This window comes from Sphingomonas sp. (assembly GCF_051962185.1).
Taxonomy (GTDB): Bacteria; Pseudomonadota; Alphaproteobacteria; order Sphingomonadales; family Sphingomonadaceae; genus Sphingomonas.
Genome location: NZ_JBQCCN010000006.1, coordinates 1 through 13,570, shown reverse-complemented (window position 1 = coordinate 13,570; position 13,570 = coordinate 1). Strand labels below are relative to the sequence as shown.

Here is a 13,570-nt window from a genome sequence, read left to right as displayed (position 1 = left end):
CTTCGCCCGCTGATGACGCTCGGCCAGCGGCTCGAGGCGGTGCTGGCCGAAGGGCCCGACTGGCTCGACGGCCAGGCGCGGGCGCGGGTCGAGGGCGCGATCGCCTCGCTCGGCTGGCGCACCGAGACGGTCGGCGCGTGGATCGGGCTGCTCGCGCGGATCGGCGGGCCGGCCGATCCCGATTTCGTCGACTGGCTCGCGGTCGACCGGATCGAGGGGCGCGAGATCGATATCGGCCTCCACCGCCGCTGGCTCGACCCGACCCGGCCGCTGGCGACGACGGTGCTCAAGCCCGCGCATGGCGTGCTCGTCACCTCGGCGACGCTCAAGGCGGGCGATCCCGATTGGACCACTGCCGAGGCGCGCGCCGGGGTGCCGCATCTCGACCGCGGCGCCGGCCTGTTCGAGGCGCAGAGCCCGTTCGATTATGCCAGCCAGGCCGAAGTGCTGATCGTCACCGACGTCAAGCGTGGCGACCTCGCGGCGCTGGCCAATGCCTATGCTCGGTTGATCGCCGCAGCGGACGGCGGCACGCTCGGTCTGTTCACCGCGATCCGCCGTCTGCGCGGCGTCCATGCCCGGATCGCCGATCGCCTCGCGCGCGACGGGCTGCCGCTCTACGCCCAGCATGTCGATCCGATCGATCCCGGCACCCTGGTAGACATGTTCCGCGACGACCGCCGCGCCTCGCTGATCGGTACCGATGCCTTGCGCGACGGTGTCGATGTCCCCGGCGAATCGCTGCGCCAGGTCGTCCTGGAAGGCGTGCCCTGGGCCAAGCCGACCGTCCTCCACGCCGCGCGGCGGCTGGCGGGCGGCGGATCGGCCTATGACGACCGGCTGGTCCGCGCCAAGCTCGCCCAGGCATTCGGACGTCTGATCCGCCGCGCCGACGATCGCGGCGCCTTCGTCCTCCTGTCGGCGGCGATGCCGAGCCGGCTGCTGTCGGCTTTCCCCGCCGGCGTGCCGATATCGCGCGTGCCGCTTGACGAGGCGGTGGCGCGGGTACGATCGCGTCTTTCTTCTGTCGCACAGGTAGGGCAAGGGGCAGTCGACGATCTGCTCAACCAGAAGGCGCCATGAAGACGCTCATCCTGCTCCGGCATGCCAAATCGAGCTGGGACGATCATGGCGCGCGCGATTTCGACCGCCGCCTCAATCCCAAGGGCGAGCGTGCCGCGCGGACGATCGGCAACCACATGCGCGCGATCGGCGTCAGCTGGGATCATGCCGTCGCTTCGCCCGCCGCGCGCGTGGTCGAGACGCTCGAACAAGTCTCCGAAGGCTATGGACGTCGCATCGATCCCGACTGGGACCGTCGCGCCTATCTCGCGTCGGCGGCGACGTTGCTCGAACTGGTCCACGAAGCGCCGGCGAGCGCCGACAGCCTGCTGCTCTCCGGGCACAATCCCGGGCTCGAGGACCTGGTCCTGTGGCTAGTTCCTGACGGCGACGCCAGACGCGACCAGGTCGAGATCAAATTCCCCACCGCCAGCCTGGCAGTGATGAGCTGCGACGGCGACGATTGGGCGGCGGTGGCGCCGGGCAAATGCACGCTCACGACCTTCGTCCGCCCACGCGACCTCGATCCTGCGCTGGGACCGAGCGCCGACTAGCTGCCGGCTATGCCGTCATCGTACCACCCTCGGCGAAGGCCGGCCGGGGCCCAGTTTCGAGGATGCCGAGCTGGCATCCCGCCATCACCAATGCGCGGCGACTGGGCCCCGGCCTTCGCCGGGGTGGAGATTTTCGTCGGCGACAGCCGGCCTCGTCTATCGCTTGCCAAGCTTGTCCTTGAGCGCCGCCAGCGCGCCGAATGGCCCCGCCTCTTCTTCGCTCAGCACGCCGGCTTCCTTCAGCACCGCTTCGGCATTCGGGCCGCGCGGGAAGGGATCGAGCGCCAGCGTCATGGTTTCCGCCGCGACTTCGCCCAGGTCGATCGCCCCCCCGTCATAGGGAATCACGTCGATATCCTGGTCGCCGAGTTCGATCTCGTCCTGGCCGGCCTGATCCTCGGGCACGAACCGCAGGGCGACCGATTCGTCGACACTCGCAGGCAGCGCATCGCCGGTGATGCTGCAGGCTTGGGACAGCGCCGCCTCGACCCGGCCCTCGACCACGATGCCCGCGGCGTCGCGGCGCAGGGTGAATCGCCCGGTCAGACGATCGATGCCGACCAGCTCGAATCTCTTCGCCAGTGCCGCGCGCTCGGTCTCGTCGGCCTCGATGTCGACCGCGCGGGGTTCGCCGCCGATCGTGTCGATTCGTTGCGGGCGCGAGAATTCGGGGCGGGTCACGCCACGTCGCCCGCGATCAACCGGTCGAGCGTGATGCCGTCGAGGCTCGTGCGGAACGCGGTCAGTTCGCGCTCGACGTGCGCCAGCGCCTCGGGCGCGGGTGCCTCGCCGCGATAGAGGTTACGGGTCAGCGCGGGCTTGAGGTCGCCCGCCGCCAGCCCCTCGCGATAGGCGCCGAGCCTGCCGCCGAGCATGCCCATCATCCGCCCGACATGCTTGCCGACCAACAGGTCGCCGATCCCGATCTCGCGCAATTGCGGGTCCATGTCGTCGACGAACGCTTCCGACAGATGCGTCGCAGTCGCAACCCCGGCGGGATCCGATTCCAGCCGCAGCATGACCATCGCCAATACCGCGGCGATCATGTCGAACCGCCCGTCGACGGTATCGGCGACGGCGCCGTCCAAGAACCAGTGCGGCTGGCGCGCGCGCGCCACCACTGCCGCGTAGAGCGGCGCGGTTTCGTCACGTTTCGCCCTGAACCTGTCGAAAAGACCCATCAATTCTGCCTTCACGGCTCCTTTGCGGGTGGCGGCCTTGTGCCGTCCGTCCCGCCCGCATATTGAGGCGATCGGCGCGCGATGCAAATGCGCCGGGTGATTGGCGTCGGCGCACGGAGAGTATGGAATGGTGAAGGCAGTCCGGATGGTTGGTCGGTTCGGCGGCCTGACCGCGGCGATCGCGGTGCTGGGGCTGGCCGGCGGCTGCACCGCGCTCCGCTCGCACCAGGGCTATATCATCGACGCCGATCTGGTGAATTCGGTCCAGCCGGGCGTCGACAACCGCACGTCGGTGCTCCAGACGCTGGGCAAGCCGAGCTTCGCCAGCCAATTCAATGGCGGCGAGTGGTATTATATCGCCCGCGACAGCCGCAATCTCGCCTATCTCAACCCGCGCGCCAAGTCGCAGCTGACGCTGAAGATCGCCTTCGACCAGCAGGGCGTGGTGTCGAACATCACCCGCACCGGGCTCGACCAGGTCTCGTCGATCAGGCCGTACGGCAAGGTCACCCCGACGCTGGGCCGCAAGCGCAGCTTCTTCGAGGAATTGTTCGGCAATATCGGCTCGGTCGGCGCGGCGGGCGCCGGTACCGGCGGCGGCGGTGACGACAGCCAGCCGTAAGGGCAATTCGGAGGGTACACGCTAAGCCCCTCCCCTTCAGGGGAGGGACTGAGAGGCGCTACCCTTGCTCTAACCTGACAGGCGCGTTCGCGGCTGGTTCAGTCTGGCGATACTATAGCTTCATTCGAACCAGCGCTGGCGCGTCGCGATGACGACGCGCCGCCGATCAACCGCTTCTACTGGCAGCTCCCGGTAGAAGGCGGGGCGTCCGGGCGATTTCAATGCCCGCCCGGACGCCCCGTTTTTCATGGTCGCCCCAGCGCGCTATGTCAGCGGCAGGAACAGCTCGACCACCACGTCGTGCACCGGCACGTCCGGGAACAAGGAGAGGTGTCGCCGGCAATAGATCGGGAAGTCGCGCGCTTCCTCGCCGCTGGCGGGAAGCCAGTCGCGATAGAGATAGAGCGCGGCGGGCTCGAGATTGTTGGTATTCTGGGCGACCCGCAGCACCGCGCAGCGCCCGCCCGGGATCACCCCCGCCTTCATCTCCTCGTCATCGGCCGCGATCGGCCGATCGGTCCCGACGCACAGGTCCATGCTGTAGTCGGCCGGGTTCGCCGGACGGCGCTCGGACCGGAAGATGTTGAACGTCGCGCTGGTCTCGGGCGACAGACCGGCCGCCTTTCGCCAGGCGATGAACCGTTCGATGGTGACGCCGAGCGTCGCGGGGTCGCCGCGATGCTCCATGATCGCCACTGGGGTCGGCGGCATGTCCCGGACGATGACGTCTTCTTCGCTATAGATAATCTGCATGATCTTGCTCCTCGCGTTGTCGAGCGGCCCGAGGGCCGACAGCCACGGCACCCAATCGGGCGCCTTGCGGAACGACGACGGCGACTGCCCGAACCGGCGCCGAAAGGCGCGGGCGAAGGCATCCGGGGCGTCATAACCAGCATCCATCGCTATGTCGGTGACGCTTTGGGCGTCATCCGCGGCCAGCCGGTGCGACGCACGCTTCATGCGCGCAAGCTGGACATAGCGATGCAGCGACAGCCCGAAGGTCGCCGTGAATTGCCGGTGAAAGTGGAATTTGGAGAAGGCGGCGACCCGGCTCACCGTTTCCAGGTCGAGATCGCCGTCGAGATGCCGGTCGATATGATCCAGCACCCGCCGCATTCGCGCCTGATAGTTTTCGAGCGCCGCCTTCATCATTGGTTCCTCCGTGGCGGGCCCAATTAGTCGCCGGGCAGCATCGCGCGCTCGACCGATCTTGCGGTTCGGGATGCATGGACGCCGCCGGCGTCTTCTCCCTTGGGCGAGATCGCTACGCGCCGAGCCGTGCCGAGATGACCGATCTCCGCAACCGGACTTCTCCCGATTCGGATCTCCCTATCATCGCCCAGCCGGCACGCCGGTAGAATCGCTCGGCGCGGGTGCCCGGCGCCGTCACCAGCCGAAGGACGCCGATCCCCAGCCGCCGCGCCTCGTCCAGCAAGACGTCGTGCAACGCCATGCCGATCCCGGCGCCTTCCTCGTCGGGATGGACGAACAGAGCCCAGACGCTCGCATCGCTGCGGTCCAAGGCGGCAAAGCCGACAAGGATACGGTCCGGTCGCAGCGCGACCCAGGTCGAGCCGTCCTCGATATAGCGGACGTAGGATTGCTCGGTGACGAGCGCGGGGTTGGTCAGCCTGTTCTCTCGCACCGCCAATCGAATTGCGTGCATAGCCGGGATGTCGGCGATCGCGGCGCGGTCGATACGGAAGGTCATGTCGGTAGTTCGCACGTCGAAGAGCCGCCCCGCAATCGCTCCCGGCATCACCGCATCGTGAACGCCACCCGATCGACCATGTCCGCCAATGCGGTCGGCAACATCAAGCACGCGTCCGACAAGAGGCGCATCAGTTCATTTCAAACCGGCCCGAGGTCCGCTTGGGCGGCGCGAGGGCCTTCAGTCGCGATTGTCGAAACGTCTGTGCTCCTGCATAAATTCGCCATGCACCCTTTGATCGCTCTGTTTGATGCAGGCCTCTCAACGATGGATTTCGGCGTGATGAGCCACGGCCTCGCGGAGCACGGCCGCGACTACGAATTCATCATCGAAGATTGTTTGAGGTCGAGTCCCGGGACCTATCGCTTAACTTTCACGCACGTCGTCGACCTCGAGTACACGTCGGCACTCCAGCCGATGATTTGGACCAAATCCTGGTCCGACGATTTTATCGAATACGAACGGTGGGAGGCTGCCGGCCACCCTGACGGCTATGTATTCGGAACCAACTGGTCGAACGCCTATCCCGGATTTGCGGTACCGGAAGATAACGACAAAGCCGCGTCGTGGTCGAATAAGCTGAATCGCAAGATGCATTCGGCGTCCATCGAAACCGACCGCTTCAAACTGACTCTGGTATTTCACGACGTGTCACTCGCCAAGTTGAACGACGAGACGCCGACGATAAGCCAAGTGACCATTCCCCTGGGCTAGGTCGTCGCTCACCGCATCGTGAAGACCACCTGGTCGACCACTTTCCCCGACAAATCGAGCAGCGCCAACCGGTGCCGCCCCGGCCCAGGCAGGATCAGCGGGGAGGTGCTGGCATCGCCGAGGTCGCGTTTGTCGAGCACCAGCCGATGGGTCACCGCATCGCCCGACACCGCGACCGCGAGCCGCTGGCGGTCGATCGGGATATCGGGGTCGAGCGCATAGACGCTGCCCGAGACGGGATTGGTGATACGCGGAGGGCGCGCCGTGTCGGGAGCCTCGGCAATGACGTTCATGCCGGTGCCGGCGAGGAAATATTCGCGGCGCGGCTGTTCGATATTGTCGGCGAAGCGGATCGCGCGCGCTTCCACACCCGCCGGCATCGGCGATTCCTTGCCAGGACGATCGGCGTGGAGCGCCATCATCACGTCGCGCCACACCGGCGCCGCGCCGCTGATCCCCGACACCACGCGCATCGGGTCGCCTTCCATGTTTCCGACCCATACCGCGACGGTGTAGCGGTCGGAGAAACCGACGCACCAATTGTCGCGCATCGCCTTGGACGTGCCGGTCTTGACCGCCGCCCAGAACGGCACGCGCAACGAGGAATCGAGCCCGAAAGTGACCGCGCGCGCGTTGGGATCGGCCATCATGTCGGCGACGATCCACGCGGCCTGGGGCGTGGTGATCGGTTTGGCGGCCGGGTGCGGGTCGTCCTTGGTCAATCGGACCGGCGCCCAGCGACCGCCATTGGCCAGGCTGCGATAGGCGTCGGCCTGTTCGAGCAGCGTCACCTCGGCCGAGCCCAGCGCCAGCGAATAGCCGTAATAATCGCCGTCCTCGACCAGCCCGCGATAGCCGCTATCCCGCAGCCGATCGCGAAAGCTATCGACACCGACCAGCAGCAGGGTCCTGACCGCGGGTACGTTGAGCGATCCCGCCAGCGCCGAGCGCGCCGAGACTGGGCCCTTGAACCCTTTGTCGTAATTCTGCGGGACGTAGAGGCCCGAGGCGGTGTCGAGCTGGACCGGGGAATCGTCGAGGATCGAGGCCGGGGTCAGATAGCCCTTCTCGATCGCTTCCGCGTAGAGGAACGGCTTGAGCGTCGATCCCGCCTGGCGATACGATCCCGCGCCGTCGACCGCCGGTGCGGTCGAATTGCCGCCGATCCCGCCGACATAAGCGAGCACGTCGCCGCTGGCATTGTCGAGCACCACCACCGCGCCGTCGCGCGCACGGCTGCTGCCCAGCCCCTGCAATTGGCGCTTGAGCGCTTCGATCGCAATCTTCTGGATATCGGCGTCGAGCGTGGTGGTGACCTTCAACCCCGGCTTGGTCAGCAGCTTGGCGGCGAGGTGCGGCGCGAGCCCGGGGTCGAGCGCCAGGCTGCGCGCGGGGCCGAGCATCGAATAGGCCTCGCCCTCGAACCGCGCGCAATCCTGGTCGTGGCTCAGGCGGCAGGCGCGGCGCGCGACCGTCACGGCGTTGGCCTGGGGATCGGGCAGCAACGCGGCGAGCATCAGCGCGTCGTCGCGGCTGAGCGCGTCGGGCGTCTTGCCGAACAAGCCCAGGGCGGCGGCGCCGATCCCCTGCGCCTCGCCGCGAAAGCCCGCCATATTCACATAGCCTTCGAGGATCTGGTCCTTGCTCCAGCCATTCTCGATCGCCAGCCCCGCGCGCATCTGGCGGATCTTGTCGAGCCAGCCGCGCGCGCCGGGTCGCGCTAGGTCGGGCGACAGGAAGTCGGCGAGCTGCATGCTCAAGGTGGAGGCGCCGCGCGACTTGCGGCCCTGGAGCCGGTCGCGCAGCGCCCCCATCGTCGCCAGCCAGTCGACGCCGCCATGGCTGTAGAAGCGATGGTCCTCGGCGGCGACCAATACCTGCCTGGTCGTGTCGGCGACTTTGTCGAGCGTGGTCCAGCCGAGCCGCCGCCGGTCGAAATCGACTCGCGACGAATCGATCAGCACGCCGTGTCGATCGTACAGCCACGCTTCCGACGATTTCCAATTGGCGCGCACCGCCTGGTAGCTCGGGATCGGCGGCGGCAGCGTCAGATAGTCGAGCACCGCGCCGACCGCGACGAGCAGGCAAAGCGCCGCGATCGTCCAGTGCGCGCGGGTGCGCGGGCGATGCTCGACCAGCCAACCGCCGATCGCCGCGATGCGATCATCGACTTCGCCTTCGACGCCCCGCGCCCATGTCCAGACCGCAAGCGCGCGGTCGCGCCATCCGCTCATCGTCCCGCGCCCGCGCGCCACATCACCGCCCGCCCTAGTTCTGCACGATGGTCATCGACGCATTGGGCAATTGGGCGTTGATCGAGGGCGAATACATCGCCTCGACCCGGGTCGACGGCATGCTGAAGGTGCCGGCGCCGTTCAGCCGCATCAGATAGACCACGGTGAAGCTGCCGCGCGGGACCCAGTCGAAGAAGCCGCGCCACGAATCGCCCCGGCGCTCGACATAAGCGGGCGATACCCCGGCCTGGACGTCCCACCATTTGCCCTGGCTGTCCTGCGCATTGAAGCGCGTGCCGCCGCCGGCCACTTCCTGGCCCTTCAGGATTTCCGACTGCCCGCCGAGATCGCTGACCAGGGTCGCGCCGGCCGGAATCGGGTCGTTGACCACCACCCAGTTGCGCTCGGCGGTCGCTTCCACCACCAACGTCACCTTGAGCACGTCGCCGCGGGTATATTGGCCCTTCACTCGCTGGCTGACCGGCTCGATCTTCTTCGACACCTTGTAGCCGGCGAACAACGGCTGGGTCAGCGGCACCGCGGCCGAGACCTGAACCGTCGCCCAAGGCCCCGCTCCGGCCGACTGCCGCAGGAACAACGGCGTCTGGGTCGACGGCAACGCGAAGCTCGCCTTGCGCGCGTCGGCGGCGAGCGGCCAGGACTTCAGCACCGATTGCTGCCCGAAGCTCAGGCTGGTCGTGCCCATGATTGCGCTGGCCGGATAGAGCCCACCGAACTTCTTGGCGGCGATCGTGCCCCAGGCATTGGCGGTAGTGGTGTCCCAGCGCCCGCGCTGCTGGCGCAGCGATACGCCGACCATCATCTTGGGCGCATCGTCGTTCCACCCGGCTCGGCCGAGCGTCGCGATCACCGCCTTGATCGCGCCTTCGTCGCCCGAGGACATCAGCCACCACGGCGCATTCGACTGATCCGACAGATCGAGCCGGGTGCCTTCATAGACCAATCGCGTGCGCAACTCGCTCTCGGCGACGCCGCGCAGTGCATTGGCATTGGCGAGCCCCGGCACCTTGTCGAGCGCGACGAGATAATCGGCGAGCTGCGAGGTCGGCATTTCATGCGGCGTGATGCCGACCGCGCCGAGCATCGCCGGCGTCGCCGCGCCGGCGCGGGCGAGCGCGTTGAACGCGTTCAGCCGCTGCAGGCGAACGTCGCCATAATCCTCGTGCCGCAGGCGCCCGTCGAGCACCGCCTTCATGCCCTCGACCATCTTGGTCTTGGCCGCCTCGGGGATCGGCAAGCCGGCGTCGCTGGTCAGTTCGAGGACATAGGCGGTCAGCGATTCGGAGCCCTTGAGCGATGCCTCCGGCCAATAACGCAGCAAGCCGTCGTCGGCCTGATAGGCCGGAATCTCGCCCGCCAATTGCGTCCAGCTATCGGTGTCGCCGAGTGCGACGATCCGACTCAGTCGCTGCTCGAAGCAATCATAAGGATAAAGCGACATGAAGCGGCGCACGCCCTCGAGCGGCGGCTCCAGCGTGTCGTCGAGCTTGATGTCGACCACGCCATAACCGGGGATCGCGCCCCTGGGCGGAGTGATCGGAATCGAGGTGTTGGGCCCGACCCGCGCGAGCGTCGCCGCCCATACTTCGGTCGGCACGGCCGGCACGACGTCCTGCACCGTCGTCAATTTGTCGACCGCCTTGCCGTCGGACGACTTGGCGCTGACCGTCCATTTGAGCTGCCCGCCCTGCGCCGGCGCGGTCAGGTTCCAGGCGATCGGCGCGGCGCCGCCCGCCGGGATGGTCACCGTGATCGGATGGCCTTTGGCGATTTGCGGCTGAAGCTGGACGTCGGCGGTGACCGTCATCGGCTTGTCGGAGCCGTTCCTGAGCGTGAAGCCCGCCGCATATTGGTCCCCGGTCCGGACCAGGCTGGGCAGGCCGGCATAGACCGACAGATCCTGCGCGGTGCGGATGTCGGTGCTGCCGGTGCCGAACAATTGCGCGCCGTCGGTGGCGATCGCGACCAGTTTGAAGCTCGACAAGGCGTCGTTGAGCTGGACCGGCACCTGGGCATGGCCATTGCCGTCGAGCGCGACATGGCCCTGCCACAGCAAGACCGGCTGGAAATTCTCGCGATTGAGCCCCGACATGTCGGCACCGCCGCCGCCGCCGGCCTCGACCGCCTTGCGGCCGTAATGGCGCTTGCCGACGACCTGGGTCTGCGCGGTCGAGGTCAGCACCGACAGCGGCCGATCGCCCATCATCGCGTCGAGCACGTTCCAGCTGTCGTTGGGCGCGAGCTGGAGTAGCGCCTGGTCGACCGCGGCGAAGGCGACATCGGCGGTCTTGGCCGGCTTGCCGTCAGGGTCCCGCACGGAAACGTCGACCGTCGCGGTGTCGCGCGCGGCATAGCGTTCCTTGTTGGCCTTGACCGTGACGCCGAGCTGGTGCGCTTCCCAGCCGACCTTCACCTTGGCGATGCCGAGGCGATAGCTCGGCTTGGCGAGATCGACCAAGGCGGTCGGTTCCTGTGCCTCGCTCGGCGCGCTGGAGAAGCCCAGGGCCCTGCCGATACCCTGGAGCCAGCTCCACACGCCGGGCTGGGCGCGACCGCGCACCGCCATGACCGAGACGAACACGTCGGGCGCGTAGCTGCCCGGCATCTTGACCTCGACCACCGGGTTGGCGCCCGACAGCTTGGTCACGAAACTCGACAGCACGCCTTCGCGCTCGACGGTGACCAAGGCCTCGGCCTCGCGGAACGGCATGCGGACCTGGAAACGCGCGGTCTCGCCCGCCTTGTAGGTCAGTTTCTCGGGCACGACGTCCATGCGGTCGCCATTGTCGCCGCCGAACCACCAATCGTCGTCGCCCGCCAGCCACACCGAGCGCACCGCGCGCGAGACATTGCCGTCGGCATCGCGCGTGGTCGCGACGATATAGACTTCGCCCGACACGCCGGGATCGATCGTGCATTTGGCAAGGCCGAGCTCGTCGGTCGTCGCGCTGCACGATCCCGCCAGCTTGGTCGTCTTCATCTGGTTGTCATAGGCGTAGAAGCCGCCGATCAGCCGTCGCCGCGCCGTCAATATCTGGCGGCTGTAGAGCGCGACGTTGATCGCCTGGCCCTTCTTGGGCTTGTTGTCGGTGTCGAGCGCGACGAAGCTCAGCCTGAGATCGTCCTGCTTCATCAGCCAGCCGTCGGTTTTGACCCCCAATTGCACCGCGGACGGGTAAATCGGGATTCGCTTGGACGCGGTCAGCACTTCGCCATTGGCGTCCTGATAATCCATCTCGACCAGCATGTCGGTCGCGGAGTCGAGCTGCGGCACATCGACCGATGTGCGCGTCGTCCCGTCGCCGCCGAGCGTCGCCGGTAGCGTCTGCGTCGGCGGCAGCGGGATCTCCTCTTCCTCGCCGTCGCCGTTGAGCGGCTTGGTTCCTTCCTTCACGTCGGTGCCACCGAACGTATAGGTGTCGTAACCATCGGGAGTCGCCGAGCGGCCGAAATAGCCGACGCGCATCTCGACCGGCAGGTTGGAGGCGCCGCCGCCCGCGAGATAGCCGACGAACAGGTCGAGCGGCAGCGACTTGGGCCGGATCGCGGCTTCCTTGGGCCCGGTCACGGTCGCGCGCATGGTCGGCAGCTTGTATTCGTCGACCTTGAACGACTGGCCGGTCGACAGGGTCTTGTCGCCGTCGATCACCGAAATATCGTAATCACCCATCGGCGCGCCTTGCGGCGCGGTCCATTCGCTCTCGCCGATGCCATTGGCGTCGATCGTCAGCGGCAAGTCGAAATTGGTATCCGAACCGCGATGCGACAGGCGCAGCGTGCCCGAAAAGCCCGGCGCCAGTGCGAAGCCGGTGCCGTTGGGCTGGCGCAGGATGTGCTTCATGTGCACCGTCTCGCCCTGGCGGACCAGAGCACGGTCGAACACAGTGTGCAGGATGTTGTCGGTCTTGGAATAGCCATAAGGCAGGTCGAAATCATAGGGGCGGATGCCTTCGCCCCAATCGGTCAGGGTGAAGCTGAAATCGTCGGCGGCGCGTGCCGAGATCATCAGCGGATGCTGCTGATAATCGTTCTCGCACCCGCCATAGGTCGCGGGCTCGGGCAGGCCCGCCGGAATGAACACCGCGCCCGAGCGATCGGTGGTGCCGTTGGCGAGCAATTCCCCGGTGCAGCTGTCGGTCACCGCGACCGCGGCATTGGCGACCGGCAGCCCGCTGTCGAGATGAGTCACCCAGGCGAGGCTCTTCTCGCGCCCCCATTTGAAATGGACCGCCATATTGGTGACCAGGGCGGCGGTCGCCACGTAGCGCGGCGCCTTGCGACCGAGCAACGCCTGTCCCAGCACCGGGCTGGCCAGCTCGACGACATAGAATCCGGGCTTGGTCAGCGGGATGCCGACCACTTCGAAATCCTTGCCCTTGCCGGGCAGGCCGATCTTCATCGAGGCGCCGGCATCCTCGCCGGTCAGGATCGGCGTCGCGCCGGTATTCTGGATATGGCCGACGACCTCGTCGCCTTTCTTAATATCCTCGATATCGGTCTCGTCGGCGGAGTTCACGGTGCGCAGCCATTGCGCGATCTTGCCGTCCGAGCCTTCGACGCGCAGCGACTGGCCGCCGATGCTCAAATTCTGGCCCTGCAGCGACGGCTCGACGTTGCGCACCGTCACCGGCAGCACGCCGCCTTCCTTGGCCTCGAGGATGCCGAAGCCGGCGGCGAACTTCACCAGGGGCGGCGCCTGGTCGATGCGGATGTCGAGCGGGAACCGCTCGGCATTGGTCAGCGGCCGGCCGCTCTCGTCCTTGACGTCCGCCGGGATCGAGACCTTGGCGGTGGTCGCGTAGGGCATCGGCGCGGGGAAGGTGATGTCGCTGATCGTCGCCGATTTCTGCTCGTCCTTGTCGAAAACGGGCGCGATCACCGTGCCGTCGGCGGTGGTGATCTTCATCTGCTTGGCGAGCGTCATCGGAATCGGCGCGGTGAAGCGCAGATAGGCCTTCTCGACCGGGTTGCACCCGGCCTGGGCATTGGTGCGGCTGCATTCGAAACGCACGGCGAACGGCTTGCGCACGGTGAATTCGAAGCGCTGGTCGGTGCCCGCGAGCTTGCCGCTGGCGCTCGCGATATTGCCCGACCAGACCAGCGACATGTCGTGCCCCGGCGGCAGCGGCCGGCGGCAGCGCAGCGCGGTCACCCCCTCATAGGTCTTGGTGCGATCCGCCTCGCTCGCCGGAATCGTCGCCGGCAGGCCTCCATTCTCCAGGAAATTCTGCACCGCGTAATTATTGTCGGTGCCCATCTCGGCGATCAGCTTGCCCGCGGTGCCCGCCGGCAGCACGTCGACCGGGATCTTCTCGCCGAGTCCGGTGACTGCGCAATAGGCATTGGCCGCGACCGATTGCGGCGTCGCCGGCAGATTGGCGGCGACCAGGAAGACCTGGCCTTCCTCGATCTGGTCCGAATCCTCGCCCGGCAGAATCGCCTTCGCCATCGGCCCGCCGGCGTCGACGGTA

General features: G+C 67.2%; 10 protein-coding genes. 4 read left to right on the top strand and 6 right to left on the bottom strand.

The genetic code is table 11. The features are described from left to right. Both ACTHJR_RS00570 and ACTHJR_RS00565 read left to right on the top strand, forming a co-directional pair. A partial coding sequence (locus ACTHJR_RS00570; protein ID WP_440521083.1) for a helicase C-terminal domain-containing protein occupies nt 1-1,083 on the top strand: 1,083 nt, incomplete at its 5' end. Beyond that, entirely contained in the window at nt 1,080-1,616 is a 537-nt protein-coding gene (locus ACTHJR_RS00565) for a SixA phosphatase family protein (protein WP_440521082.1), read from the top strand. The genes ACTHJR_RS00570 and ACTHJR_RS00565, both read left to right, overlap by 4 nt. A gap of 156 nt (nt 1,617-1,772) precedes the next feature. Here the strand turns inward: ACTHJR_RS00565 and ACTHJR_RS00560 are convergent, their stop codons facing one another. Then, entirely contained in the window at nt 1,773-2,297 is a 525-nt protein-coding gene (locus ACTHJR_RS00560) for a YceD family protein (protein WP_440521081.1), read from the bottom strand. Next, complete coding sequence (locus tag ACTHJR_RS00555) at nt 2,294-2,797, bottom strand: ubiquinol-cytochrome C chaperone family protein (protein WP_440521080.1); 504 nt, start codon at nt 2,795-2,797, stop codon at nt 2,294-2,296. The genes ACTHJR_RS00560 and ACTHJR_RS00555 overlap by 4 nt, the downstream gene beginning before the upstream one ends. A 127-nt stretch (nt 2,798-2,924) precedes the next feature. Between ACTHJR_RS00555 and ACTHJR_RS00550 the strand changes: the two genes are divergently transcribed. After that, complete coding sequence (locus ACTHJR_RS00550; RefSeq protein ID WP_440521079.1) at nt 2,925-3,419, top strand: outer membrane protein assembly factor BamE; 495 nt, start codon at nt 2,925-2,927, stop codon at nt 3,417-3,419. Between the two features lie 264 nt (nt 3,420-3,683). On the opposite strand, the gene ACTHJR_RS00545 is transcribed toward ACTHJR_RS00550, so the two are convergent. Beyond that, nucleotides 3,684-4,571 carry an AraC family transcriptional regulator gene (locus ACTHJR_RS00545; RefSeq protein WP_440521077.1) on the bottom strand — a complete coding sequence of 296 codons (888 nt, stop codon included), beginning with the start codon at nt 4,569-4,571 and terminating at the stop codon, nt 3,684-3,686. A 112-nt stretch (nt 4,572-4,683) separates the two neighbouring features. After that, nucleotides 4,684-5,130 (bottom strand): GNAT family N-acetyltransferase, encoded by a 447-nt coding sequence (locus ACTHJR_RS00540; RefSeq protein ID WP_440521076.1) that lies wholly within the window; start codon nt 5,128-5,130, stop codon nt 4,684-4,686. 78 nt (nt 5,131-5,208) lie between these two features. On the opposite strand from ACTHJR_RS00540, the gene ACTHJR_RS00535 reads away from it, so the two are divergent. Next, nucleotides 5,209-5,844 (top strand): YxiG-like protein, encoded by a 636-nt coding sequence (locus tag ACTHJR_RS00535; RefSeq protein WP_440521075.1) that lies wholly within the window; start codon nt 5,209-5,211, stop codon nt 5,842-5,844. An 8-nt stretch (nt 5,845-5,852) separates the two neighbouring features. Here the strand turns inward: ACTHJR_RS00535 and pbpC are convergent, their stop codons facing one another. After that, nucleotides 5,853-8,078, bottom strand: coding sequence for a penicillin-binding protein 1C (gene pbpC, locus ACTHJR_RS00530; protein WP_440521074.1), 2,226 nt, complete (start codon nt 8,076-8,078; stop codon nt 5,853-5,855). Nucleotides 8,079-8,112: 34 nt separating this feature from the next. Further along, nucleotides 8,113-13,570 (bottom strand): alpha-2-macroglobulin family protein (locus ACTHJR_RS00525; protein ID WP_440521073.1); only part of this gene is annotated, 5,458 nt, incomplete at its 5' end.

What these genes read in the sequence shown, in the direction of transcription:
- ACTHJR_RS00565 (WP_440521082.1), top strand. Translation starts at nt 1,080, where the DNA reads ATGAAGACGCTCATCCTGCTCCGGCATGCCAAATCGAGCTGGGACGAT.
- ACTHJR_RS00555 (WP_440521080.1), bottom strand. Translation starts at nt 2,797, where the DNA reads ATGGGTCTTTTCGACAGGTTCAGGGCGAAACGTGACGAAACCGCGCCG.
- ACTHJR_RS00550 (WP_440521079.1), top strand. Translation starts at nt 2,925, where the DNA reads ATGGTGAAGGCAGTCCGGATGGTTGGTCGGTTCGGCGGCCTGACCGCG.
- ACTHJR_RS00545 (WP_440521077.1), bottom strand. Translation starts at nt 4,571, where the DNA reads ATGATGAAGGCGGCGCTCGAAAACTATCAGGCGCGAATGCGGCGGGTG.
- ACTHJR_RS00540 (WP_440521076.1), bottom strand. Translation starts at nt 5,130, where the DNA reads ATGACCTTCCGTATCGACCGCGCCGCGATCGCCGACATCCCGGCTATG.
- ACTHJR_RS00535 (WP_440521075.1), top strand. Translation starts at nt 5,209, where the DNA reads ATGTCCGCCAATGCGGTCGGCAACATCAAGCACGCGTCCGACAAGAGG.
- pbpC (WP_440521074.1), bottom strand. Translation starts at nt 8,078, where the DNA reads ATGAGCGGATGGCGCGACCGCGCGCTTGCGGTCTGGACATGGGCGCGG.